Origin of the sequence: Flavobacterium sp. Root901, from assembly GCF_001429765.1 — a bacterium.
In the GTDB taxonomy this organism is placed as follows: Bacteria; Bacteroidota; Bacteroidia; order Flavobacteriales; family Flavobacteriaceae; genus Flavobacterium.
On the sequence record NZ_LMJB01000006.1, the window covers coordinates 826,679 to 849,570 of the forward strand.

Sequence of the window (22,892 nt, forward strand, 5' to 3'; positions counted from 1 at the left end):
AAAATCGATTTAAAAATTCACGGCAAATAAAACTATTGTGAAACAATATAATCCACAATCATATTAGCGTGGATTCTCGAGTTTTCAATAAACCATTTATGTGTCTGCATTCCACCGCAGACTACGCCGGCCAAAAACAAGCCTTTAACATTGGTTTCCATAGTTTCGGTATTGTAAATCGGAATTTTTAATTCGTCATTTGAAAGTTCGATTCCGATATTTTCAAGAAAATTTAAGTCTGGTTTATAACCTGTTAAGGCTAAAACAAAATCATTTTCGATTGTAACTTTTCCGTTTGGAGTTTCAATTTCAACTTCGTTATTTCGAATTTCCGTAATATTCGATTCAAAATACGCTTTGATGCTTCCTTCGGCAATTCGATTTTCAATATCGGGTTTAACCCAATACTTTACTCTGCTATTAATTTCGTTTTTACGAATTACCATCGTAACATTTGCACCTTTTCTCCAGCACTCTAATGCTGCATCTACAGATGAATTATTCGCTCCAACAACCAAAACATTTCGAAATGCATATTCATGAGCTTCCTTATAATAGTGTCGCACCTTTGGCAGTTCCTCACCTTTAACATTCATCTGAATCGGAATATCATAAAAACCAGTAGCAATGACTATATTTTTAGATTGGTATTGACTTTTATCTGTAAAAACTTCAAATAAAGATTTTTGTATTTTATTGATTCCGGTTACTTTTTCAAATAAATGAATATTGAAATTAAAATAGCGGTGAATATTTCGATAATATTCTAAAGCTTCCTGACGGCCTGGTTTTGGCGCCAAACAATTAAACGGAATATCACCAATTTCAAGTCTTTCGGCAGTTGAGAAAAAAGTCATATATAAAGGATAGTTAAAAATACTATTTACAATTGCTCCTTTTTCTATAATTAAATATTTTAAATTCTTTTTTTGAGCTTCAATTGCGCAGGCAAGTCCAATTGGGCCGCCTCCAACAATAATTAAATCATATTGATGAGCCATAAATTATTATTTTTCCCAGTTTTTAAAAGGATTTTTACTCAAATAAGCGTTGTAATATCTTTCATCATTTGTAACTTCCTCTCCTAGCCAGTCCGGTTTTTCAAAGCTTTCAGTTTCAGACTGCAGTTCAATTTCAGCCATTATTAAACCTTCATTTTCACCGTAAAATTCATCAACTTCATAAATATGATTTCCAAATTTAATTTCATATCTGGTCTTCTCAATTTTTCCTTTTTCACATAATTTAAGAAGTTCAGCAGCTTCATCCAGCGGTATTTGATTTTCCCATTCAAAACGGGACATTCCGCCCTGATGTCCAATACCTTTTATGGTCAAAAAAGCTTTTTCACCTTTAATTCTAACACGAACTGTCCTTTCGGGAATCGAACTAAGATAACCTTGTGCAATTTTATTTTTTGCAAATGCCTGTTCTTTAAAATCGTCTGATTTTACAAGAAACTTTCTTTCTATTTCCAGCATTTTGAGTCTAAATTTATTTTACTGCAAGTTACTCAATTTAATTGAGTCATGAAATCGGGATTTTCAAATTCTAAAAATTTGAATGGGTTTAGTTTTAAATCATGCCTGTTGAAAATCCTGACAAATTATCTGATTAATAACAGTTTATGTTTTATATTTTTGGTAAATTTGATAGAACGATTACTTCTGGCCTATTTCTGAAAAGGCAGAGCGACTGACATAATAGCCAGAATCAAATAATTAAAATGTAACATTATGGATTTATTATATATATTAATACCGGCCATGGTGGGCTTAGTCTGTGGGGTTATAGGATACATCCTTGGTAAAAAGAACACGAAAAGATATGATACACTTGCTGCTTCAATTCAGGCCGATTTAGATGTATGCCAGATACATGCAAAGAATTTAAATACAAAATTGGGCGCTCTTGAAGCAGAATTAGCGGATCATGCGAAAGTTAAGACAGCTGCTCCGAAATCATTTTTAGGCGAAGTTGATACACTCCCGTTTGACAGCGAATCAGCATCAAATGTTTTAGGAAAGAAAATCAAACAGGATGATCTAAAAATAGTCGAAGGAATTGGACCTAAAATTGAGGTTTTGTTAAATGGCAGAGGAATTATAACCTGGTATGATCTTTCGCAATCTACTACAGAAGAACTGCAATCCATTCTGGATGCGGGCGGCGAAAATTATGCTATCCATAATCCGAGTACCTGGCCTAAACAAGCTTTATTTGCCTTCCAAAGCAAATGGCTGGAACTAAAAGAATTACAGGAAAATCTGCTTGGGGGAAAAGAATAATTTAGGTTGAGAGGTTTGCACTTTATGTTTTGAAAAATCTGAACCTTTGTGCCTTTAAAAGAAATCCCAACTTTGAGAGGTATTATAGCATAATTTACCTTTTGAAACTTCGAGGGGACAATTAAAATTATTGGTATAAAGTGCTCCGGTTCCCAGTCCTTGCGGCATTTTTGAATTCTGGAGAAATGTCCATTGTGCAATAGCATTTAATCCAATATTACTTTCTAATGCTGATGTTATCCACCAGCCAATATTATATTTTTCTGCCAATGTGATCCATTCCTGCGTTCCTCTGAAACCTCCAATAAAACTCGGTTTTAAAATTATATATTGAGGCTGGATCTTCTGCAATAATTTTTCCTTTTCATTCCATGAAAAAACACCAATTAGTTCTTCGTCTAATGCAATGGGAAATGGGGTTGCTTTGCACAAATCTGCCATTGCCTGAATATTTCCTTGCTTAATGGGCTGTTCAATGCTATGTAATTGAAATTTATTTAATTGAGAAAGTTTATCTAAAGCTTCGTTTAAAGAAAAAGCTCCATTTGCATCTACCCTGATCTCTATTTGTTCAGCAGAAAAATGACTGCGGATAAACGCCAGTAATTCTAATTCTTTCTGAAAATCAATGGCGCCAATTTTAAGCTTTATGCACTTAAAACCTTCTGCTAATTTTTCTTCAATCTGCTGTTTCATAAAATCTGGTTCGCCCATCCAGACTAAACCGTTTATTTCGATTGATTCAGCATTACTGGTAAAACCTGAGGGAAAAAGCAAAAATGGATCTTCACTTTTTAATGATAAAAAAGCCATTTCAATTCCAAATTGAATCGACGGAAATTCCAGTAAAGATTCCCAAAGTTCTTTTTCTCCCAAATGAATATTTTCACAAGCCCATTTTAGTTTTTCTTCATAATCAGTTCGATCATCAGCACTTAAACCACGTAAAATACCGCACTCTCCTATTCCTTTTTTGCCATTTTCATCCAGAACAATAAACCAGGTTTCTTTTTCAGTCATAATGCCGCGAGACGTCCCCGAAGGGCGTTTAAATTCGAGCATATATTTATAGTATGTTGCTTTCAAAATATTTTAAATTTTTAGCCACAGATTACACAAGATTAATGGATTATAAAATGTGTAATCTGTGGCCAAATTTTAATTATATAGTTTTAAAACTTTTTCGAAGTCTTTTGAAGGTAAACCGGCTTTTTCAAAAACCGCAAAATCTGTTTTAGTTTTGTCTTTCCAGCTTATATTATCAGTTACATTTTGATCCTGATATTTTTTATAGATTGCTTTCGCATCGCTGTATCTATTGCTGACCAGATAAACATGTGCTAAATTTAGTTTTACCAACAATTCAGTATCATCCAGCTTTTCGCCTTCTTGCAAAAACTTTAATGCTTTTGCGTATTGTCTGGTCAAAAGGTAACAGTAACCAATTGAATTATAATCTAAAGCCGTTGCTTTTCCATCATTAATGATGGTGCTTAATTTTTGGATTGCTTCGTTGTATTTTTGCTGTTTGGTTAAAGATGAAGCCTGATTCCTTAAATCATTATAAATATTTTTTGAAATATCGGCGTCTTTGTAACATGCATTTCCAAAGTCTTTATACACTTTGGTTTTTTCTACTGCAAGCAGCTTTTGGAATTCTGAATAACGATACTGTTTCATTATTTTGTCTAAAATGCAGACACAAAAATCATCAGAATTGGCCATTTTTTGTGCCATTGTAGAGGTTTTACAAAGACTGATAATTTCATTCTTATTGTCCTGATTCCAGCCTCTGTTCAGTTTAATATCAACCCAAGGCACCACTTCAAGAACTATTTTTTGAGTTAAAAACCAGTTTTTGCTTTCAAAACCAAACCATATTGTCGTTGTGTTTTCTTTTAAACAGGAATTTTTGTCTAATGAAATTCTCTTGGCATCTTTACTAACGGGCTCTGACTGGGAGTAGCACGCAGTATCTGTTTTTCCATCAGAAGCATATTTTTTGGCCTCTTCATTTGATGTAAAAAGCGAATAAGTACACTGATCGTCTCCGGAAATTTTAGACATTAAAAAAACCGCCCCCGCAGATCCCTGCCCAATTCCATAAGGATCCGGAATAGATTTTAAAAGCGAAACCAAGCTATTGGCCATTTGCTGATTTTTGTCGAGAAGTGTAATTCGGTAGACAATTTCAGTAGTTCCAACCGGTAAGTCTTCAGTTTTTACAACAAGACGATCGCCCGCAGAAACGAGAACTTCTTTTGTTGTGGCGCGTTCTTTGTCCCAATAACCGTCTTTTTGGGCAAATGTGCTAAAAGTTGAAGTAAGTAAAAGAAGTAGAAATATTCTTTTGAAATTCATATTTGATTTGTTTTTTGACTCAAATGGACTCATAAAAAATTATGCCAAAAAATATTCTTTTGAAACCGAATGCCCTAGCCCCGATAGTAGTGAAAATACTTTTTCTGGCTTCTTTAGCCAGAAAAAGATTGAAACGGATAGCGGGATTAGCTCCTTCGGCTTAATTTATAATTCTATAGATTCACCTACTCCTAAAAGCATTAAATCTTTTCCTTTATCAAAGAATTTACGAATTGATTCTTCGTGGTTGATTTCGATATAACCAAAAGTATCAAAGTGATAACCTAAAATTTTATCGCATTCTACAAAATCCGAAGTAATGATAGCATCTTCTACATCCATTGTAAAATTATTTCCAATTGGAAGAATTGCTAAATCTAATTTCGTTCTTAACGGGATTAATTTCATATCGTAAGTCAATGCAGTGTCTCCAGCGATGTAAATATTTTTGTGTTCGCCTTCGATAACAAATCCTCCCGGATTTCCGCCGTAAGTTCCGTCAGGGAAAGAACTTGAGTGAATCGCATTTACATATTTTACTTTTCCGAAATCAAATTTCCAGCTTCCGCCATGATTCATCGGGTGCGAATTAAAACCTTTTTTTGCATAGTAACTTGCAATTTCGGCGTTTGAAACAATTACTGCATTTGTATTTTTTGCAATAGTCTCAACGTCTAAAACGTGGTCACTGTGTGCGTGAGTCAGTAAAATATAATCGGCTTTTAATGTATTTATATCGATGGCTGCCGCTTGTGGATTTCCAGAAATAAAAGGATCAACAATAATATGTTTTCCTCCCACTTCGATTGCTAAAGAAGCATGTCCGTAAAATGTAATTTTCATTTTTTAAAATTTAAAGTTTAACTTCGATTATCTTCCGCCTAAGAAAAGATTAACAAAAATGTCTGAAATTAACGAAGTCATACATAGCGTTAATAATATGGAAAGTAAAAATGTGCTCAATGCCAATTTTTTTAATTCCGGATCTAAAAGCTTAGGGTTTTGGTTTTTAGAAACCGTAATTAAATGTTTCGTTAAAGGAATATAAGCCAGTAAAAATAAATACTGATCGAAATTATAATCACTTAAAACTGCAAATATTATTACTAAAAGCATAGCGGTAACAATCAAAAAATAATGGTATTTTTTTGCTTTTGCTCCGCCCATTTGCACTACGATTGTATTTTTTCCGGATTTTCTGTCTGATTCTTCATCGCGCATATTGTTCAGGTTTAAAACACCAACGCTTAATAATCCGATTGATACTGCCGGAAGGATTAAAAGCGGATCAACTTCTTTGGAATATAAAAAGTTAACGCCCAATGTACTTACAAGTCCAAAGAAAACAAAAACAAACAAATCCCCAAATCCTCTGTATCCGTATGCTGAATTTCCAACTGTGTAGCGAATTGCCGATACAATAGCAGCAATTCCAAGCAATAAGAAAAAGATAGAATAGCCGAAATTGTCTTTTCCAAAGGCGAAATAAATCAAGGTTACTGCAGAAAGAAAAGTTAGTAATGCCGTAATTATAATTGCTTTTTTCATGGCTTGCGGAGTAATAATTCCGCTTTGAATCGCACGCTGAGGCCCTACTCTGTCTGCATTATCTGTACCTTTTACACCATCTCCGTAATCGTTGGCAAAATTTGACAAAACCTGTAAGCCAAGTGTTGTTAAAAGTGCAAAACCAAAAATTTTCCAGCTGAAAACTTCACTCGGTGTAGCTATGGTTTCTGTTGGATGTATTAATGCATATATACTTCCTACTATAATTCCGGAAACTGATAAAGGCAGTGTGCGCAGTCTCGCGGCTTCAATCCAATGTTTCATTTGTTTTTATTTAATTTGTTTCAAGTTCAGGTTTCAAGTTTCATGCCCAGAACCTGAAACCTGAAACTTGAAACATTTTTCAAACTATTTTATTTATGGCAGCCATTTATTTTCACCGAAATTCGGTTTTCTTTTTTCAAGGAAAGCGTTTCTTCCTTCTTTTGCTTCTTCTGTCATGTAGGCCAAACGTGTCGCTTCTCCGGCAAAAACCTGCTGTCCAACCATTCCGTCATCAGTTAAGTTCATGGCAAATTTCAGCATTTTTATAGAAGTTGGCGATTTTTGAAGGATTTCCTGAGCCCATTCGTATGCAGTTGCTTCTAATTCGTCATGCGAAATTACAGCATTTACCATTCCCATTTCAAAAGCTTCCTGAGCAGAATAATTTCTTCCTAAAAAGAAAATTTCGCGCGCTTTTTTTTGTCCAACCATTTTAGCTAAATAAGCAGATCCGTAACCGCCGTCAAAACTGGTAACATCAGCATCTGTTTGCTTAAATATAGCATGTTCTTTACTTGCCAGAGTCATATCGCAGACTACATGTAAACTATGTCCGCCGCCAACAGCCCAGCCCGGAACTACAGCAATTACAACTTTTGGCATAAAACGAATCAATCGCTGTACTTCCAGAATATTTAAACGATGCTGTCCGTCATCTCCAACATATCCCTGATGTCCGCGTGCATTTTGATCGCCTCCGCTGCAAAAGGAATAAACACCATCTTTTGTTGATGGTCCTTCTGCAGAAAGTAAAACTACTCCAATTGAAGTATCCTCCTGGGCGTCATAAAAAGCCTGGTACAATTCTGAAGTTGTTTTTGGTCTGAAAGCGTTTCTAACATTTGGTCTGTTAAAAGCAATTCTGGCAACTCCGTTACATTTTTTATAGGTTATATCTTCAAATTCTCTGGCTGTAATCCAATCCATTTGTGTTTGTTTATTTAAAAATTATAGTGTAAAAATAAAGCATTTTTTACATTTTTCCGTATTGAATTTTATATAAGTCACAGCTATTTTTTGTTTCAATGTTAACAATTAGCAGAGGCGTTCAAAAAATAACACTTTTTAACATTAGTTTTAAAAAATAATGAGTAATTTTACACCCTAGAAATCAATGAGATACGATGTATTTTGTTGATATAAGATTGATTTTCTTTCACTGATTTATTAACCTAAAAAATGATTTTTTTGAGAAAATTTAAAAAATTTGTCGCTCATTTTTTTATGGTTTTAAACAATAAACCTGTTAAGAACGAGCAAATGATTTATTCGTTTGTCAAAACTTCAAAGAGGAGATAGTAACACCTAAGGTTAAACGCTGGAATTGTTTTGTAATTAGTATATTAATTGATTACGAAAAGAGGAAAATGCTAACCAAAACTTTCTAAAAGTTATTTTATTAAACCAAATGGACTAGCCGTGAAATTAAATTTTTGCTTTTGAGATAAACGCATTAATTGTTTAAAGACATACTATCGAGAAGGTAATTTCTAAAATTCGTAAAGCTATTTACTTTCAAGATAAATTCGAATTATTTTATTTCTGTTTTTTTTTAATTACAATTTTTTTTAAAACTAGAATAAAAAGGGAAAGGCTGCTTGTAATGAGCAGCCTTTCTTGTTTTTTAAATTCCAAAAATAAAATCCAAATTCTAATGTATGAATAAATTGGAATTTGGAATTTAAATATTGAGATTTAACTATTAGTTTCTTTTACAAGATAAATTCCGTCTTCTTTAATTTCGATGAGTTTTTCCTTATACAAAGCTCCTACGGCCTTTTTAAACGTTTTTTTACTCATTTTTAAAACCGTTTTAATATCTTCAGGATGCGAATTATCATTTAAGCGTAAAAAACCGCGATTGGCTCTTAATTCATCTAAAATCTTTTCAGCATTTGGTTCAATACTCTGATAACCCTGAATTTGCAAAGCAACATCTATTTTATTATCAGGGCGGATATTTTTAATATAACCGCGCATTCTGTCTCCGGTTCTTATCGAGTCGTCATACACTTCATCTTTGTACAAAAGACCTTTGTGCTGTTCATTGATGATGACGTTAATTCCTATTTCGGTAATGTGCGAAACTATTAAATCTACTTCTTCGCCTTTTTCAACCGTTAAATTATCGTTGCTTAAAAACTGATTTGTTTTACTGGAAGCCACCAGACGATTTGTTTTTTCATCTTTATAAAGGTAAACCAGGTAACGTTTGCCTTTTTCCATCGGCCTTGCCTGTTCTTTAAACGGTACAAGAATGTCTTTTTCCATTCCCCAATCCATAAAAGCACCAACCTGATTGATATAGTTTACTCTTAAAAGAGCAAATTCATTTAGTAAAATATAAGGCTCAAGAGTAGTGGCAACAGGACGTTGTTCGTGGTCTAAATAAACAAAAACAACAAGCTCTTCGCCTATCTCAAATTCGTTGGGAACATATTTATTTGGTAATAAAACGTCGTGAATTCCGTCCGGATCTTTTTCAGGATTTCCTAAAAAGAGACCAACTTTTGTATCACGTAATATGGTAAGTGTATTGTATTTTCCTATTTCAAGCATTATTATTAAGGTTCTAAGCTTTGAGAAGCTGAGTTACTAAGCTGCAAATGTACGAAGTTTGAAAATGGTAAATAGAATGTTTTAGATTAAATCTCATAGAAAACAAAAAGCGTCAAAAATGACGCTTTTAATTTTTATTTATAAACACTTTCTTTTTTAAAGTGTACTGTTAGTAAATAATAAACTACAGCCCTGTATTTGTGTTTATTTGATTTACCATATTTTTCTAAAACAGAATGAATGGCTTGGTCTAAAGCCGGATCATCTGCTAAACCCAATTTTTTAATTAGAAAATTATTTTTAACAGTATGTATTTCCGAGTCCTGATTTCCAGCTACTACTGATGCATCATTATTATAAATCGATGGTCCGCAGCCTATGGTAACTTTAGTCAGTAAATCCATGTTTGGAGTAACACCACATTTTTCTTTTAAATCAGCAGCATACTTCTTAATTAATTCTTCTCTTTTGCTCATAATAATTTTAATTGGTTATAATTTATTTAATAACCAAATCTAAATATTATTAGAAGTTAAAACAAATATTTAACAATATTTAACTTACAAAATAAATTAAACAAGCTGTTTGAAATATTGCTTTAAAATTGCATCATTTTCTAAAGTTGGAGTAAAAATTTCCAGTATTGCCGGTTTTTCGTCTGCTTGAAATAATAACTCCAGATTTTCATTTAATGAAACTAAATCGCTGGCTTTAAAATAACTGCAGTCGTACATTTTTGCCAAATGCTCTGCTGTTAAATGGTGCGAGGTTTCAAAATAAGTATTAAAAACTGGTTTTTCTTCATGTCCGGGCAAAATCCTGAAGATGCCACCTCCTCCATTATTAATTATTATAATTTTAAAGTTTTTAGGAATATACGAATTCCACAAAGCATTGCTGTCGTATAAAAAGCTGATATCACCTGTAATGAAAACCGTCTGAATGCCACTTCCGACAGCTGCGCCAATCGCTGTAGAAGTACTTCCGTCGATTCCGCTTGTCCCTCTGTTGCAGTATACTTCTATCGATGGATCAATCTCAATTAATTGAGCATAACGAATTGCCGAACTGTTACTAATCTGCAACTGACTATTTTTTGGAAGTGTTTCAATTACTTTCTCAAAAACTTTAAAGTCTGAAAATGGAATTTTCTTTAAATACTCTTCTTTTCTAATATTTCTTAAACTGTAAATTTTATCAATTTTAGAGAAATATTTGCTTTGTGTAAATGTAGTTTTTGGAAGCAGATCTTTAAAAAAATCGTTGGGTTCCATTACAAAATGTTTACTTAAAGCATTGAATGTATCATAGGCACGTAAAGTATCTATGTGCCAGTGATGTGCAGGTTTGTATTTTCGCAAAAAAGCTTTAATACGTTTTGATACAATCATGCCGCCAAAAGTGATTAAAACTCCCGGTTCTAATTCTTTAAAATCAGCATCATCAAATGGCGTTATTAAAGTATCAATACTGTTGATAAAACTTGGATGATGCAGATTTGAAGTCGTTTCTGTAAGCACAACAATGGAAGGATCATTGGCAAAGTTTTCCAAAATTTCCTTTTCTATAGAATTGGCTTCATTTATTCCTCCAATAAGAATTAATTTTCTTTTTGCTGAATTCCAGATTGAAACAATTTCTTCACTGTTTTCAATGATTTTTGTTGGGATTATTTCTTCCGGATTTGTAATTTTTGGTTCAACAGAAAGTCCTGAAACGGTTTCATATAATGGTTCTTCAAACGGAGCATTAATATGAACAGGCCCTTTTTGAGAAATAGCAGTTTCTATTGCTTTATTAATTTTCAAGTCATTTTCAACTGATGCTTCTTCGGTTAAATTTGCATTAAAAACAGAATGATTTAAAAAGACATTTTCCTGGCGAATCGTTTGTCCGTCACCAATATCGATTTTATTTTGAGGACGGTCTGCCGAAATTACGATTAAAGGAATCTGACTGTAAAATGCTTCGGCTACAGCCGGATAATAATTTAAGAGTGCAGATCCGGATGTGCATATAACTGCTGTTGGTTTTTTTGTCTGCTGGGCAATTCCCAAAGCAAAAAAAGCAGCGCAGCGCTCGTCGGCAATACTGTAACATTTAAAATTTGGATTTTGTGCGAAACCAATTGTCAAAGGCGCATTTCTTGAGCCTGGAGAAATTATAATATTGTGAATTCCTTTTGCTGAACAAATCTCGATAATGCTTTGTGCAAGCGCTATTTTGGGGTAAATCATTCTAAATAGTGTATAATTTTTGAAGAAAATCTTTTGCTTAAAATTTTCTTTTATAAATACAAAGTTACAAACTTCGAACTTGATTTAACTTATATATTAGGAAGATATTATGACTGTTTTTAGAAAAAGGGAATATATTTGTAAAACAGAATTTTCTCTACTAAAATAAGCACTTTATGCGTTTCTTATATTTGTTTTTCCTTTTTGTATGGATGCAGAATTTACAGTCTCAAAATCAGTTTACTGTTGACGGAATATCATACAAAACCGCTTTGGAGAATGCTAAAACCGAAGGTAAACCCGTTTTTGTAATGCTTTATGCAGACTGGTGCCCGCATTGTAATTTAATGAAAAAAGAAGTTTTTAGTGATGCTAAAGTCATGGATTTTTTGAATAAAAATTATATCTGTGTCTGGAAAAATATTGAGAAAGAAGAAGGAACTGCACTTAAAAATAAATTTAAAACAACTTCTCTTCCTGCATTTTTATTTTTAGATTCGAATGAAACACTTTTATACGCTTTAAAAGGCGAAATGAAAAAACCTGATTTCTTAGCCGAAGCAAATTATGCTTTAAATCCTAAGTTTCAGCTTCCTTATTTAGAGAAAGAATTCCTGGCTGATCCGGCTAATTCTACTAAGTTTTTTGCTTATTTGAATACTTTAAAAAAAGGAAAAGACAGAACTGAATTATCAATTCCTACTCATATTTATCTTCAGACACAATCAGACGATCAATTGGTCAGTGAAACAAACTGGCGTGTGATTGCAAATGGTGTTACGGATATTAATTCGAGGGAATTTCAATATGTTTTAAAACATCAAAAAGAATTTGCTGCCGTTGCTTCTCAAAATCGTGTGGACCGCAAAGTAGAAAATATTGTAACTGAACTGCTTCGTCCGCTAGTCGATAATATGGCTACTGTTAATTATTATAAACAAAGAGAAGTTGCCAAATCAATTCGGTTACAAAAAACAGATTCTCTTGTTTTTAAGTTTGACTTAACTATGGCAGAAAGAACTGAAAAATGGGATTTTTACAAAAAAGTAACATTAAATGATACTGAAAAACTAGTGTGGAATGACGCCAGTTTCCTAAAAGATATCGGGCAGACTTATTTCAAACACATTAACGATACCGAAAGTTTGAAAAAATCTATTTTATGGGTTAAACATTCGCTGGAGTTAAGTGATTCTTACGATGGGAATTTGCTTGCTGCGCGGCTTTACAATAAAATTAGAGATAAAAAGTCGGCGTTGAAATATGCAAAAGATGCCGCAGCAATTGGTAAAGAAATGGGCTGGAACACAAAAGATGCCGATACTTTACTTGCCGAATTAAATGCTAAATAAAATTTTAAACTTATTATTCGAAGCAAATTCAAACTATTGAAGTGAACTCTTTGAACAAAAAATAAAACCATGAACCTTACATTAAGACCAGCCACAAAGAATGATTTAGAAAAAATTCTTGAAATTGTAAATCATTCTATTCTGCATACCACTGCAAACTACAGCTATGATATTCAAACACTTGAAGTACAAACAAAATGGTTTGAAGACAAAAAAGCAAAAAACTTACCTATTGTTGTTGCCGATTTAGACGGTGAAGTAGCAGGCTTTGGGAGTTATGGACAGTTTCGTGAAAAAATTGGTTACCAATATACCGTAGAACATTCTGTATATGTCGTAGATAATGTGATTGGAAAAGGCATTGGATCAAAATTATTAACAGAATTAATTCGTTTAGCAAAAGAGCAAGGTTATCACGTTATGATTGGAGCCATAGATGCCGATAATGCCGGAAGTATTGCTTTTCATGAAAAATTTGGTTTCGTGGCAACAGGAACTATTCGTGAAGTTGGTTATAAATTTGATCATTGGCTTGATCTGGTTTTTATGCAGTTAATACTGGTGTAGATGGCACACGGATTTTGCGGATTCGCTTTTGCGAAAGCACGGATTAATACAGATTTTTATCATTTTGACGTAAGGAGACACAATTGAGAAAAAATCTTAGAATCTTAGCATCTCAGAACCTTAGAACCTAAAAAAAAATCCCCAAATTTGATATTTCAAATTTGGGGATTTTTTTTTTTAGCTTTTTATCCAATTAATTACTTCAGGATCTGTTGGTAAAGTTCTAGGTTTAATTACTTTAACTAATTCGCCTTTTTCGTTTATTAAGTATTTTTGAAAATTCCACTCCACTTCAGAATCCTGTAAACCATTTTTAGATTTCTGTGTAAGGAATTTATACACTTCGCACATATCACTTCCTTTTACCGAAACCTTGTTCATCATTGGAAAAGTTACGCCGTAATTTTGCTGGCAGAAAGTTTCGATTTCTTTGTTTGTTCCAGGTTCCTGAGATGCAAAATTGTTTGCCGGAAAACCTACTATTACAAATCCTTTGTCTTTGTATTCTTTGTAAATCGCTTCAAGATCTTTGTATTGAGGCGTTAATCCGCATTTTGATGCTGTATTTACGATCATGATTTTTTTGCCTTTTAAAGAAGCAAAATCAAAAGTATCGCCTGATAAATCTTCTACCTTAAATTGATAAATTGTTTCTTTTGCCATAGCTTTATCTGATTTAGATAATTTGTTTGTGCTTGTTTGAGCCTGTGACTGCGTGCTTAAAAAAAAGACAGCACTGCAGGCTATAAAAAGTATTTTTTTCATTGTGTAATTTTTTTATAAAATTAGTTAAAATCTGTTTTGCCGGATATTTAAATCACTTTTATTTTTATTAATTATAAGTTAAATAAAAAATTGAAGCCCGGCGTTAATCAGACGCCGGGCTTCCCCCCATACAAACAAATCAAACCATGAATTAATTGTTTCTTTTAAATATCGTTTAAATTATAGTTGATGCTCCGGTTATAACGAAAATCTTTTTAATCTCAATCGCACTAATTCAATTATCTATGGCGTTTAGTAAGTGGAAAATTGGAGTTCGTTTAAAATGCTTGATTACTATTAATTTTGATTTTCTTTTGGAAGTCCGGAGACATCAACTATTCAATATTTTTATCAGTTTTTAAAATTTAGTTCTGTTTTATTGTGAATGACTGCTTTTTTAAAATCATTATTAGTCAAATTGATCAGCGACAATACCGTCGTTAAACCCACAATTAATATTTTATATTTATCTATCCCATTCATAAAATTTTCAACTTTAAGAACTTCAGCTTATTAATTTTGAAAAGCTTCTTACTTTCATTTTTCATTTATAATGTTATATACGATATGGGTTTATTTTTGGATTTAAAAAAAGTAAAAAAAATTGCACTTTTTTTCTAAATTTTCTCTGAAGCCTTTATTTTTCTAAGGTTTGGACTACAAAAAAAAATAGCATTTTTCACAAAAAAATAAATTATCTTTATCTCAGATAATAAAAAATAGTAATACTTAATTTTTGTTCAAGCTTAAATCCGAATCTATGAGTCAAGAAGAATTGTTAGTTTTAATTTACAAAAAAGACGAAAGAGCTTTTACCCATTTGTACGATATGTACTCTAAAAGTTTGTTTGCAGTTATAAATGTTTTAATCAAAAATCGTGAAGAAGCAGAAGACGTTTTGCAGGAAGTTTTTGTAAAAATCTGGAAAAACATTGATTCTTATAACGAAAGTAAAGGTCGATTTTACACCTGGATCCTTAATATAGCAAGGAATACATCGATTGACAAGCTGAGATCCAAAAATTTTAATAACAGCCAAAAAAACCTTTCTTCAGATAATTTCGTAAATCTGTTAGATGATAGCAATAAATTGATTAATCGAATTGATACAATTGGAATTCAGGAGTTTGTTAAAAAACTAAAACCTAAATGTATTGAAATTATTGATTTGCTATTTTTTAAAGGATATACCCAGCAAGAAGCTTCAGATGAATTGGCACTGCCGCTGGGAACTATCAAAACACAAAACAGAAACTGTATTAACGATTTAAGAAATTATCTAAAAATATAATGGAAGCACAAGAATATATTGAATCAGGAATTCTAGAACTTTATGTTTATGGTTTATTAACAGAAAAGGAAAATCTGGAAATTGCCGATCTGGCAAAAAACAATAAGAATGTCGATGAGGAAATTATTGCAATTGAGAAAGCTATAGTCGCTTTGTCATCAAGCTTCTCTCCTTTTCATTCTGTTGAAAATTTCGAAAAAATTAAAGCCCGTTTAGAACTTAAACATGGTAAAGTAGTTGATTTGAAACCAACCTCAAACTGGACACAGTATGTGGGCTGGGCTGCAGCTGTTTTATTATTGCTCGGCTTTGGATACCAGACATTAGAATTAACAAAAACAAAAGAAGCAATTTCTTCAGTTGGAACTGAGAAAAACAAAATCGAGAGAGAATACGCTTTCTTAGATCAGCAGAAAAAACAAACTGAGAAAAATTTAAGTATCGTTAGAGATATAAAAAATACAGGTGTAACACTTGGTGGTCAGGCTGTTTCTCCAACATCTTTTGCAAAAGTTTACTGGAACCAGCAGACAAAAACTACTTATATAGATGCTGCAGGTCTGCCAGCTCCTCCAAAAGGAAAGGTTTATCAGGTTTGGTCTTTAAAATTAAGTCCGGTACTTACACCAACAAGTATTGGTTTGCTGGATAACTTTGAAGGCAATAAACAAAAAATCTTTGCTGTAAGTCAAACAGATTCAGCTGAAGCATTTGGAATTACTTTAGAGCCGGCCGGCGGAAGCCCAACGCCAACAATGGAACAATTATATACTTTAGGAAAAGTTTAAAAACAAACCTATTTATAAATATTAAGCGCATATTAATTACTTTTAATATGCGCTTTTTTTATTTCATCAGACAAAATTATCAAAACTATGAAAGGAATTGTACTTTTAAGAATTGCTGTCGCAGTAATTTTACTTACTCATTCTGTTTTTGGAATGTTTAATAACGGCATAAATGATTTTGGAAATTTGTATTTAAATCAAATTGGCTTTGCTCCTTTTGGTATTTTTTTGGCCTGGTCTATTAAATTATCCCACGTTGTCGCCGCTTTGTTGTTACTGGCCAATAAATACGTAAAGCCCGCAGGTTTTATAACTATTTTTATTTTGGTAATGGGAATCATTTTGGTTCACTTTCAGGAAGGATGGTTTGTTGTTGGCGGCGGTAGAAACGGCGTTGAGTATAACTTTTTATTGATTTGTGTTTTATTGGCAATAATGTACCCGAATGGTTTTAAGTTGAATTCTAAATAATTTATTATGGAGATAACCTGTAAAAACTGCCGGCAGATTTATACTGGAAATTACTGCAGCAATTGCGGGCAAAGTACCGAAACGAATAAAATCAATGTACATTTTTTATGGCACGATATTCAGCATGGATTATTGCATTTTGACAAAGGGATTTTATACTCTGTCGGGCAGCTTTTAACAAGGCCCGGTCATTCGATTCGGGAATTTATTGAAGGAAAACGCGTCAGACATTTTAAACCGCTTTCACTTGTTGTTGTCCTGGCAACATTATATGGTTTTATGTATCATTACTTTCATATTGATTTATATCCTTATAATAACGATGGAACCGGAATTGATTATTATGAATTTAACGAATGGACATCTACACACTTTTCATGGATTACAATTGCTACAATACCAGTTTATACACTTGGAACCTATATTTGTTTTAAAAAGCAGGATTATAATTTCGTGGAGTATTTTGTTTTAAACACATTTAAAGCTGCCCAAAGATTGTCTGTACATATTATTACGTTTCCGCTTTTGTATTATTTTAACGGAACACCTGCAATTACTGTAATCGTTAAGATTTTGTATGCAATTGATATCCTTTTGATTTTCTGGACAAACATTCAGTTTTTTGATAGAATTTCCAGAATCAAAACAATAGTATTATCGATTTTAAGTCATCTGATTTTTTTAATCTTCTTTATTATAATCGTATTTATATTTTTTAAAGCGACCGGAAAATTATAATTACAAACTAAGATTGCAATTTTAATGGTATAAACTCCATCTGTTTTCTAAAAAAAGCGATTATATATTCTTCCATTTCTTTTTTTGATTCCGGCCAGCTCTTCTGCCATTGTAATAGTTTACAAGGCAAATCAATATCGCCGCAATCCTGATGGATCAGTTTAATTAAGTTTCTGGCTTTATCAGTAAAGTCGTAATGTGCGTTATCTTCTGAACCTTTCCCATTATCTTTCAATAATCCTGCTTTGCTCAGTTTTTCTATAATATTGCCAGCATACGGACTCGAGGATTCAGGGTACAAACCTGAACCTTTCCAATAATATACCATATTGTATATCTCATGCAAACTAAAATCAGATTTATCTTTTAATGCATAGAAAAATGGCAAAAGAAATTTAGTGAAGACAAAATCTTCATTTAAAACTCCTGCTTTTTGCAAAACAGGTTTGAATATAACACAAGAGTTAAAATTAAAATTATATTCAAAATAACGTTTAGCGGTATCCATTTTAAGTCTTTCCTGAAAAATAGGATCATTATTTGTTATTGGATTTCTTAAAGAAAACAGCACTTTTTCCCTTTCAAAAGACTCAGCAATATATAATGTATAGGACTTTTTTATATTTTTTCCAAGGTTTTGTTCTACAAGTACCTGAAAAGTAATCGCTTCTGATATACACAAATCAGCAGACATAAAAACTATTTTTTCTGCTGCTTTAAGAATATTTGCATTAGTATAATCAGTTTTAAAAATTTCTTTGTTTTCAAGATGCCATACGTATCCACTATCTTCATTACATTTTTTCCATGAAAGCTCTTTAATATAGGGAAATGTCAAAGAATCTGTGTCCAGAGGATAATCAAATCCATATACAACGCCGCGTCCTGAATAGTTCAACAGAAAGTAGATAGAATATGAAGGCCAGATTTTTTCTACTTCATTTTTATAAAAGTCAAAGTATTTATTTGGCATAACAATTACTAAAATAGGTTTCTCAGTATTCATTTACATTTAATTTGAATTCAAAATAGCAAATTTAGGGCTAAATAATAAGAAAAAACTTATTTTTTAGCCTTTTTAATTCATTTCAAATCAAATATTTGCCTTAATACTATTTTGCAAGCATAGTTAAGTTTTCATTTAAGTATTAAAAGTGGCACTATTTTAATTTTGTAAAAAAATACAAATGAAAAAAGTAATAATTCTAAAGTTGTTTTTCACTTTAACTTCTATTATGAATGCTCAGACAGAAACTGCAATTTAAAATTCTAAAACAACAATTTCTATGGAAATCCTGAAAATCAAAAGCCACATTCCTAAACTTAAAATTGCCATTAATCATATAGCTCCAAAGGTTATTTCCGGCGATTATCCCGTGCTTTTTCTTCATGGTTCGTCTTTTCCTTCCTCACTTTCTTTTGGATTTGAAATGAGTAATACTTCGTGGATGAAAAATCTATCAGAAAACGGATATGATGTATATGCGCTTGATTTTCTTGGTTATGGAAATTCTGACAGATATCCGGAAATGAAAAAGCCTTCTGATAAAATTGTTGGACGAGCGGCAGAAGTTTCTTTGGATGTTGAAAAAGCAATAAATTTTATTCTAAAAGAAACCGGAAAAAATAAGATTTATTTAATTGGTCATTCTTGGGGCGGTTCTGTCGCTGCTTTGTCTGCTTCTAAATTGCAGGATAAAGTAGAAAAATTGATTTTGTTTGCCGCAATTACAGTCCTAAATGAGAATTCTGAATCTGAAAAAATCAACAGATCATTTGAAGAAATGACTCCGATACAGCGTATTAATGCAATGATAAGCCTAACACCTCAAGGAAAAGAATGTCAGTTAGAACCGGAAATATTTGAAAACTGGGGAGAAATCTGGAAAAAAAGCGATCCTTTAATTGCAGATTCAAAAAATCCTGCCGTTCGATTTCCATCCGGTCCTTCAGTTGATATTGAAGATTTACTGCATAACAAAACTTATTACGATCCGAAAAAAATTACAGCAAAAACATTGATTATAAGAGGTGAATGTGATCAATATCCAAATAATAATGATGCTGAAAATTTATTTATTTCCCTCGAAAATGCAGCTTCAAAAAATATATTGTTATTGAAAAAGGAACACATGTTATGCATTTAGAAAAAAGCAGGAATGAATTATACAATGAAACATTAAACTTTTTAAAAGACAGCCAAAATACTTTCAAAAATAAATAAAACGATATTGCTGTAATTTTCGAAGTTATTCCGCTAAAAAATCACGAACAAAATTATCTTATAAACAGCAAGATTATGGAATGTTTAATTGCTATGAAGCTCCAGAAGATAGGCAAACAGCACATAAATAAAGAAGGGTTCAACAATTAAGCTGAACCCTTCTTTAATTTAATCTAAAAATTATTTTTTGCTTTTATAATATTTTCGATAACTCGGATAAGTTATTCCGCCAATTGCAGCAATGGTTATCAGACTGTAATAAATCCAGTTTAAGGAATGCGCTTCTCCGGTTGCATAAGAATGGAGCCCAACTAAATGAAAGTTTACTCCATAATACGTAAACAAAATCGAAATAAACGCAAACATACTCATTAAATTAAAGAACCATTTTCCGCGTAAAGCCGGCACAAAACGAGCATGAATTACAAATGCATAAACCATAATCGAAATTAATGCCCAGGTTTCTTTTGGATCCCATCCCCAGTAACGACCCCAGCTTTCGTTTGCCCATTGTCCTCCAAGGAAGTTACCAATTGTAAGCATAATTAAACCAATTGTAAGAGCCATTTCGTTGATGTACGTAATCTCTTTTACGTTTAAGCTCATTTTAGCCTTGTTTTTTTCATTGGTAAAGAAAATCAAAATCAAGGCTACAAATCCTAAAATCATTCCCAAAGCAAAAGGTCCATAACTTGCCACAATTACTGCAACGTGAATCATCAGCCAATAAGAATTAAGAACAGGCTGTAAATTTGCAATTTCCGGATCGATCCAGTTCATGTAAGCCGCCATTAAAATCATTGCCGTAACAAAGGCTGACGAAGCCACTGTAAGTTTTGATTTTCTGTCGAAAGCCAGACCAAAAAACATTGTTGCCCAGGCCACATACACAATGGATTCGTAAGCATTACTCCAAGGTGCGTGCCCGGAAATGTACCAGCGCGCTATTAATCCTAATGTATGAAGTGCAAATAAAAGGCCTACAATTATATGAAAACCATTTACTGTGATACGAAGCCATCTCTTTTCAAAAAAGATATTTACAATCGTAAAAATCAGCATTAAAATGGAAGCTGTAATGTACCAATATGGCAATACTTTAAAAACATCGTATTTATTATAAGCAATTTCAGCATCGATTTTTTGTTCGCTTGGACGTACTTTATCTCCAAATTTCTTTTGGAAACCATTTATACTTTCGACCAACTGATCTGCTGTGTCCCAGTTTTTAGAAATAGAACCGTTATTTAAAGCACTAAAATATAATGGCAGAATTTGTTTTACATACGTAGAATCCATTCCTTTAAAACCATTACTGTCACGTTCCAGATAAGAAACCCATTTATGATTAGGATCATTTGGAATAGGGAAAATTTTCAGGATACTTCCGCTTAAAGCAGATTCCATTAAGTTTACCTTTTTATCTGTTTCAATAAAATCTTTCTCAAACTGATTTGGATTTCCGGCTTTGTAAGCGGCATCCAGATATGGAGAAAGTTTGTAGTTTCCGTTTTCATCAAAGAAATTAACAAAAGGAGCAAATTTGGCCTCTTTATCAATACCAATAATTTTACGAATACTGTCGTTTCCTGATTTAATATAAATAAGCGGAATCTGGATCCAAACCTGAGCGTACTGCGTCATAGATAAAAATACCTGATCAGAATTCATTCCGTTATACGTGTCGGCATGACTTACTTTTCGAAGTAACTCAGATGAAAACGTATTAATAGGTTTCATTCGGCCTCCGGCATCCTGAATAATCAAACGTCCAAATTTTGCCGCGTGTGCTTCAGGAGCTTTATAAATTGTCAATAACGAATCTAATTGCTTTTTACTTGGCGGAGCTGTTACGTGATTGGCATGATCATTTGGATCTGCCGAGTGATCGTGATCGTGTGAATGTACATGCGGATTCTGCTGTGCAAATCCACTCACACCAATCATTAATACCAAAATCGTGATTAGCTTTTCTTTTTTCTTTTTGACACCTTCAAGTTTGCGTTTTAAATCGGCAAAACGGGAATGTTTCGTAAACATAATCGCCATTAAACCAAAGAACAACATAAAATATCCTAAATAAGTTATTGAAGTTCCCCAAAAATCATGATTTACAGACAAAACAGTTCCTTTTTCATCCGGATCAAATGAAGATTGGAAGAAGCGGTATCCTTTATGATCTAAAACGTGATTCATGTAAATATCAGCATCAAAAGTTTCTGCAGAATCCTGAACGGTAACCTTGCTTTCAAAAGCAGAGTAGCTTTTTTCTGTTCCAGGATATTTTGTTGCAATAAAGTCGTTCAGTCTTACTTTAAATGGCAAAATATAAGCTTTACTTCCGTAGAAAACAGAATATTCTATATTGCCGATTTTCACGGTTTTTGGTTCTCCAACACTTCCTTTAGAGCCCATAACCATTACTTCTTTTTCCTGTCCTTCTGCTTTTACTTTTACTACTAAAGCATCTGTATGCGATTTTGCTTTAAAATCATTACTGGATTCATAATCTACTTTTCCTTTCATTGCGGGATCAGGAAAAACGATTCTGATATCTCCAATACTATATAAGGAACGCATCATTAAAGGCTGAACGTTGTCTTTTGTAACTTTTCCTTTTAACTGATCTGCCATTCGCATAAATTCTCCCTCAAATGGAGTCTGAATCGTATATTTTTCGCCAGTAGTATTAATATTGATTGCACCTTCCGTTGGTTTATTCAATGCAAATAATACATTGTGAATGTTTTGTACTTCACCTTCTTTCAGGAAATGTTCTTCACGGCCCCCAGCCCCTGCTTCTACCAACTTAAGATATAAAGTTCCGTTCGGATCTGGTTTAACCACTTCCTTAGCTCCCATTATGTATTTTGAATAAGAAACTTCAAACGGAGTTTCGTCAAATTTACCTGAAATGGAAAAATCATTATTGGTTACCGGAGAAAGCAAAAGACTTTTTTCGAAAACCCTGCGTTTCATTTCTCCTTTATATTCACCATCAACAAAAACAGTCAGGAATGTTTTGTCTGAATAAATCTGGTTTTCTGCCTTTCCTTCGCGAATTGGCATCATTCCTTCATAACTAATATAACGTGTAATAAAAGCTCCTAAAATGATAAAAACAAAAGCAATATGAAGTAAAAATGTAGCCCATTTTTCTTTTTTAAGCAATTGGTAACGTTTAATGTTTCCGAAGAAGTTAATCATGAAAATAAACATTATTGCCTCAAACCACCAGGTATTATAAATTAAAATTCTGGCGGTATCAGTATTGTATTTACTTTCGATAAAAGTTCCAGCACCCATTGCAATTGCGAATGCTAAAAAAAGAACGGCCATTAATCGTGTAGAAAACAAAAAAGAGAATATTTTTTTATCCATTTTTAAGGAATTACATTGTATAAAAGTGGCACAAAAA

The 22,892-nt window shown here is 32.7% G+C and carries 21 protein-coding genes; 8 read left to right on the top strand and 13 right to left on the bottom strand.

Annotation, left to right across the window (positions count from 1 at the left end; all coding sequences use genetic code 11):
- Nucleotides 1-32 precede the first annotated feature (32 nt).
- Entirely contained in the window at nucleotides 33-1,001 is a 969-nt protein-coding gene (locus ASE21_RS13100; RefSeq protein WP_057123098.1) for a YpdA family putative bacillithiol disulfide reductase, read from the bottom strand.
- Nucleotides 1,002-1,007: 6 nt separating this feature from the next.
- Complete coding sequence (locus tag ASE21_RS13105) at nucleotides 1,008-1,481, bottom strand: CYTH domain-containing protein (RefSeq protein ID WP_057123099.1); 474 nt, start codon at nucleotides 1,479-1,481, stop codon at nucleotides 1,008-1,010.
- 255 nt (nucleotides 1,482-1,736) lie between these two features.
- Between ASE21_RS13105 and ASE21_RS13110 the strand changes: the two genes are divergently transcribed.
- Nucleotides 1,737-2,288: a hypothetical protein gene (locus ASE21_RS13110; RefSeq protein WP_057123100.1), complete on the top strand. Its 552-nt coding sequence runs from the start codon at nucleotides 1,737-1,739 to the stop codon at nucleotides 2,286-2,288.
- A 54-nt stretch (nucleotides 2,289-2,342) separates the two neighbouring features.
- On the opposite strand, the gene ASE21_RS13115 is transcribed toward ASE21_RS13110, so the two are convergent.
- The 8 genes from ASE21_RS13115 to menD all read right to left on the bottom strand — a co-directional run bounded on the left by ASE21_RS13115 (nucleotide 2,343) and on the right by menD (nucleotide 11,278).
- Nucleotides 2,343-3,374 (bottom strand): o-succinylbenzoate synthase, encoded by a 1,032-nt coding sequence (locus tag ASE21_RS13115; protein WP_057123101.1) that lies wholly within the window; start codon nucleotides 3,372-3,374, stop codon nucleotides 2,343-2,345.
- 72 nt (nucleotides 3,375-3,446) lie between these two features.
- Nucleotides 3,447-4,649, bottom strand: coding sequence for a tetratricopeptide repeat protein (locus ASE21_RS13120; protein ID WP_057123102.1), 1,203 nt, complete (start codon nucleotides 4,647-4,649; stop codon nucleotides 3,447-3,449).
- A gap of 165 nt (nucleotides 4,650-4,814) precedes the next feature.
- Nucleotides 4,815-5,492 (bottom strand): metal-dependent hydrolase, encoded by a 678-nt coding sequence (locus ASE21_RS13125; protein WP_057123103.1) that lies wholly within the window; start codon nucleotides 5,490-5,492, stop codon nucleotides 4,815-4,817.
- Nucleotides 5,493-5,519: 27 nt separating this feature from the next.
- Nucleotides 5,520-6,482: a 1,4-dihydroxy-2-naphthoate octaprenyltransferase gene (gene menA, locus ASE21_RS13130; RefSeq protein ID WP_057123104.1), complete on the bottom strand. Its 963-nt coding sequence runs from the start codon at nucleotides 6,480-6,482 to the stop codon at nucleotides 5,520-5,522.
- A 93-nt stretch (nucleotides 6,483-6,575) separates the two neighbouring features.
- Nucleotides 6,576-7,409 (bottom strand): 1,4-dihydroxy-2-naphthoyl-CoA synthase, encoded by an 834-nt coding sequence (locus ASE21_RS13135; protein WP_057123105.1) that lies wholly within the window; start codon nucleotides 7,407-7,409, stop codon nucleotides 6,576-6,578.
- A gap of 768 nt (nucleotides 7,410-8,177) precedes the next feature.
- Nucleotides 8,178-9,041: a S1 RNA-binding domain-containing protein gene (locus ASE21_RS13140; protein WP_057123106.1), complete on the bottom strand. Its 864-nt coding sequence runs from the start codon at nucleotides 9,039-9,041 to the stop codon at nucleotides 8,178-8,180.
- Between the two features lie 134 nt (nucleotides 9,042-9,175).
- Nucleotides 9,176-9,517 (bottom strand): DUF2853 family protein, encoded by a 342-nt coding sequence (locus ASE21_RS13145; RefSeq protein ID WP_057123107.1) that lies wholly within the window; start codon nucleotides 9,515-9,517, stop codon nucleotides 9,176-9,178.
- Nucleotides 9,518-9,613: 96 nt separating this feature from the next.
- Nucleotides 9,614-11,278 (bottom strand): 2-succinyl-5-enolpyruvyl-6-hydroxy-3-cyclohexene-1-carboxylic-acid synthase, encoded by a 1,665-nt coding sequence (gene menD / locus ASE21_RS13150; protein ID WP_057123108.1) that lies wholly within the window; start codon nucleotides 11,276-11,278, stop codon nucleotides 9,614-9,616.
- A 176-nt stretch (nucleotides 11,279-11,454) separates the two neighbouring features.
- On the opposite strand from menD, the gene ASE21_RS13155 reads away from it, so the two are divergent.
- Together ASE21_RS13155 and ASE21_RS13160 are read left to right on the top strand one after the other, a co-directional pair.
- Nucleotides 11,455-12,630 (top strand): thioredoxin family protein, encoded by a 1,176-nt coding sequence (locus ASE21_RS13155; protein ID WP_057123109.1) that lies wholly within the window; start codon nucleotides 11,455-11,457, stop codon nucleotides 12,628-12,630.
- 69 nt (nucleotides 12,631-12,699) lie between these two features.
- Nucleotides 12,700-13,197, top strand: a complete 498-nt coding sequence (locus ASE21_RS13160) for a GNAT family N-acetyltransferase (RefSeq protein ID WP_057123110.1) — start codon at nucleotides 12,700-12,702, stop codon at nucleotides 13,195-13,197.
- 177 nt (nucleotides 13,198-13,374) lie between these two features.
- Here the strand turns inward: ASE21_RS13160 and ASE21_RS13165 are convergent, their stop codons facing one another.
- The gene (locus ASE21_RS13165) at nucleotides 13,375-13,962 is read right to left on the bottom strand and encodes a glutathione peroxidase (RefSeq protein ID WP_057123111.1); all 588 of its coding nucleotides are present in this window, start codon (nucleotides 13,960-13,962) and stop codon (nucleotides 13,375-13,377) included.
- A 760-nt stretch (nucleotides 13,963-14,722) separates the two neighbouring features.
- Between ASE21_RS13165 and ASE21_RS13170 the strand changes: the two genes are divergently transcribed.
- The 4 genes from ASE21_RS13170 to ASE21_RS13185 all read left to right on the top strand — a co-directional run bounded on the left by ASE21_RS13170 (nucleotide 14,723) and on the right by ASE21_RS13185 (nucleotide 17,250).
- A complete protein-coding gene (locus ASE21_RS13170; RefSeq protein WP_057123112.1) occupies nucleotides 14,723-15,253 on the top strand; it encodes an RNA polymerase sigma factor in 531 nt (176 codons plus the stop codon).
- Entirely contained in the window at nucleotides 15,253-16,041 is a 789-nt protein-coding gene (locus ASE21_RS13175) for an anti-sigma factor domain-containing protein (protein WP_057123113.1), read from the top strand. The genes ASE21_RS13170 and ASE21_RS13175 overlap by 1 nt, the downstream gene beginning before the upstream one ends.
- Before the next feature lie 87 nt (nucleotides 16,042-16,128).
- The gene (locus tag ASE21_RS13180) at nucleotides 16,129-16,512 is read left to right on the top strand and encodes a DoxX family protein (RefSeq protein WP_057123114.1); all 384 of its coding nucleotides are present in this window, start codon (nucleotides 16,129-16,131) and stop codon (nucleotides 16,510-16,512) included.
- Nucleotides 16,513-16,518: 6 nt separating this feature from the next.
- The gene (locus ASE21_RS13185) at nucleotides 16,519-17,250 is read left to right on the top strand and encodes a DUF3667 domain-containing protein (RefSeq protein ID WP_057123115.1); all 732 of its coding nucleotides are present in this window, start codon (nucleotides 16,519-16,521) and stop codon (nucleotides 17,248-17,250) included.
- A 7-nt stretch (nucleotides 17,251-17,257) separates the two neighbouring features.
- Here the strand turns inward: ASE21_RS13185 and ASE21_RS13190 are convergent, their stop codons facing one another.
- Nucleotides 17,258-18,256, bottom strand: a complete 999-nt coding sequence (locus ASE21_RS13190; RefSeq protein WP_057123116.1) for a hypothetical protein — start codon at nucleotides 18,254-18,256, stop codon at nucleotides 17,258-17,260.
- Nucleotides 18,257-18,536: 280 nt separating this feature from the next.
- On the opposite strand from ASE21_RS13190, the gene ASE21_RS13195 reads away from it, so the two are divergent.
- Nucleotides 18,537-19,397 (top strand): alpha/beta fold hydrolase, encoded by an 861-nt coding sequence (locus ASE21_RS13195; protein WP_057123117.1) that lies wholly within the window; start codon nucleotides 18,537-18,539, stop codon nucleotides 19,395-19,397.
- 257 nt (nucleotides 19,398-19,654) lie between these two features.
- Here ASE21_RS13195 and ccsA read toward each other — a convergent pair whose 3' ends face one another.
- The gene (gene ccsA / locus ASE21_RS13200; RefSeq protein ID WP_057123118.1) at nucleotides 19,655-22,855 is read right to left on the bottom strand and encodes a cytochrome c biogenesis protein CcsA; all 3,201 of its coding nucleotides are present in this window, start codon (nucleotides 22,853-22,855) and stop codon (nucleotides 19,655-19,657) included.
- Nucleotides 22,856-22,892 lie beyond the last annotated feature (37 nt).